3 protein-coding genes are annotated in these 2,592 nt (G+C 71.7%); all 3 read right to left on the reverse strand.

Going from position 1 to position 2,592, the window contains the following annotated elements:
* Positions 1-167: 167 nt before the first annotated feature.
* Positions 168-1,532 (reverse strand): bifunctional RNase H/acid phosphatase, encoded by a 1,365-nt coding sequence (locus tag O3Q52_RS51795; protein WP_269655355.1) that lies wholly within the window; start codon positions 1,530-1,532, stop codon positions 168-170.
* A gap of 62 nt (positions 1,533-1,594) precedes the next feature.
* A complete protein-coding gene (locus tag O3Q52_RS51800; RefSeq protein WP_189838515.1) occupies positions 1,595-2,338 on the reverse strand; it encodes a zinc ribbon domain-containing protein in 744 nt (247 codons plus the stop codon).
* Positions 2,335-2,592 (reverse strand): Nif3-like dinuclear metal center hexameric protein (locus O3Q52_RS51805; protein WP_269655356.1); only part of this gene is annotated, 258 nt, incomplete at its 5' end. The genes O3Q52_RS51800 and O3Q52_RS51805, both read right to left, overlap by 4 nt.

The raw sequence follows: 2,592 nt of genomic DNA on the forward strand, positions 1-2,592 counted from the left end.
CTCCTCGCGTCCGGTGAACCCGCAGATCACGACGCCATGGACAACCACACCAGACCCGTAACTTCACGGCCTTGGCCCTTAGGGGCGCGGGGAACTGCGCGATCAACCCCCACGGCCCGCAGCCAACCAACCACCCGAGCCCACCCCGAGCCCAACCCCCGCTCAGCTCAGCGCAGCGCGGACGTCTCGTTCAACAGCCGTACGCTCGCGTTGCCGTCCCCGTAGTACGCCACCACCGACAGCGACGCCGCCGACAGTTCCATCCTGAACAGGGCCTCCGGCGGGGCGCCCAGGGCCAGCCGTACGAGGGTCTTGATGGGCGTGACGTGGGAGACGAGGAGCACGGTGCGGCCGGCGTGCGCCGCGAGCAACTCGTCGCGGGCCGCGGCCACCCGGTGGGCCACCGCCTCGAAACTCTCGCCGCCGCCGGTGGGTTCGGCGTCCGGGGAACTCAGCCAGGCGCTCATGTCGTCCGGGTACCGCTCGCGGACCTCGGCGAACGTCAGACCCTCCCAGGCCCCGAAGTCCGTCTCGCGGAGCCCGTCCTCGATCCGTACGTCCAGTCCGAGCCGGGCGGCAACGATCTCTGCGGTTTCGCGGCAGCGGGTGAGGGGGGACGAGATGACGTCCTGTACGGTCCCGCGTGCGGCTAGCGCGGTCGCGACGCGCTCCGCCTGGTGGCGGCCCGTGTCCGACAGTGCGGGGTCGCTGCCGCCGCTTCCGGAGAACCGCTTCTGGGGGGTCAGGGGGGTCTCGCCGTGCCGGAGCAGTACGAAAGTGGTGGGGGTGCCGAGGTCTGGAGGCGCGCCTCCAGTGGCCGGTGCCTCGGAGGCCACGTTCCGTGCGGCTCGGATGTCGTTGGTGTAGGGGGTGCTGGCGGGAGTTGTTTGGCTGCGGGGCGGTTGTGGCTGGTCGCGCAGTTCCCCGCGCCCCTTAGTGGGCGCCACGGAACCCTGCGCTCCCAGCTGGGCCCGTGCCTCGGGGGTACTGCCGGGAATCGTCTGGCCGCGGGTCGGTGGGGGCTGGTCGCGCAGTTCCCCGCGCCCCTTAGCGGGCGCTGCCTGCCTCGCGGTGCGGCCCGCGTCCAGGTCCGCCGTCGACCTCGCCGGCGACCACTGCTCGCCCCTCTTCCCCGCGTCCATCGCCTCGTTGGCCAGGCGGTCCGCGTGTTTGTTCTCGGCGCGGGGGATCCACTCGTACGTGACCTGGTCGGCCGGGAGGATGGAGCGGGCCTCGGCCGCCAGGGGGCGCATGGCGGGGTGTTTGATCTGCCAGCGGCCGGACATCTGCTCGACCACGAGCTTGGAGTCCATGCGGACCCGCACGGTGGCCGTGGGGTCGAGGTCGCGGGCCGCTCGGAGGCCCGCGACGAGGCCGCTGTACTCGGCGACGTTGTTCGTGGTGACGCCGAGGTACTCCGCCGCCTCGGCCAGCGTCTCCCCCGTTGCCGCGTCGATGACCACGGCTCCGTAGCCCGCGGGCCCCGGGTTTCCCCGGGAACCCCCGTCCGCCTCGACGATCAACTCGCGCAAGCCAGAAGCTCCTTACAGACCCGAACAGGACTCCGCAGACCCCTGCAGACCTCTACAAACGCCTACAGACCCGACTCCGACGTGCGGATCAGGATGCGGCGGCAGTTCTCGCAGCGCAGGACCGTGTCCGGGGAGGCCGCCTTCACGTCGTTCACCTCGGTGATGTTGAGCTCCAGGCGGCAGCCCTCGCAGCGGCGCTGGTAGAGGCGGGCCGCGCCGACGCCGCCCTGCTGCTCGCGGAGCTTCTCGTAGAGCTTGAGCAGGTCGGCGGGGACGGAGCCCGCGATGACCTCGCGCTCCTTCGTCGCCGAGGCGGCCTCGCCGTCGAGGGACTCCTGCGCGGCGTCCCGGCGGGCCGTCGCGTCGTCGATCTTCGACTGGACGGAGGAGACCCGCTCGGTCAGTTCGGCGACCCGCTCCTGCGCGGACTCGCGGCGCTCCATGATCTCCAGGACGACGTCCTCCAGGTCACCCTGGCGCTTGGCGAGGGAGGCGATCTCGCGCTGGAGGTTCTCCAGGTCCTTGGGGGACGTGACGGCGCCGGAGTCGAGGCGCTGCTGGTCGCGGGAGGCGCGCTGGCGCACCTGGTCGACGTCCTGCTCCGCCTTGGTCTGCTCGCGGGAGCAGTCGCTCTCCTCGGTCTGCGAGGCGACGAGCAGGTCGCGCAGCTGCGTGAGGTCCTTGGTCAGCGACTCGATCTCGGCGTGCTCGGGCAGCGACCTCCGCTTGTGCGCGAGCTGCTGCAGACGGGCGTCGAGGGACTGGACGTCGAGAAGTCGGATCTGGTCGGCGGGCGCGGCGTTCAGTTGGGGGCTCCAGGTGAAGGGGAGTGGGAGTTCCACGGGTCGGTGACCGTCTTCGAGACATGGACCCGCAGGTCCCAGCCGTGACGGTCGGAAATCTCGTCGAGCTGGGCGGCGGCCAGCTCGCACCAGGGCCACTCGGTGGCCCAGTGCGCCGCGTCGAGCAGCGCGAGGGGACTGTGGGCGCGGGCTTCCGACGCCGGGTGGTGGCGCAGGTCCGCGGTGAGGAAGGCGTCCACGCCGGCGGCGCGTACGTC

The sequence above is a fragment of the Streptomyces sp. ActVer genome (assembly GCF_027270795.1).
In the GTDB taxonomy this organism is placed as follows: Bacteria; Actinomycetota; Actinomycetes; order Streptomycetales; family Streptomycetaceae; genus Streptomyces; species Streptomyces umbrinus_A.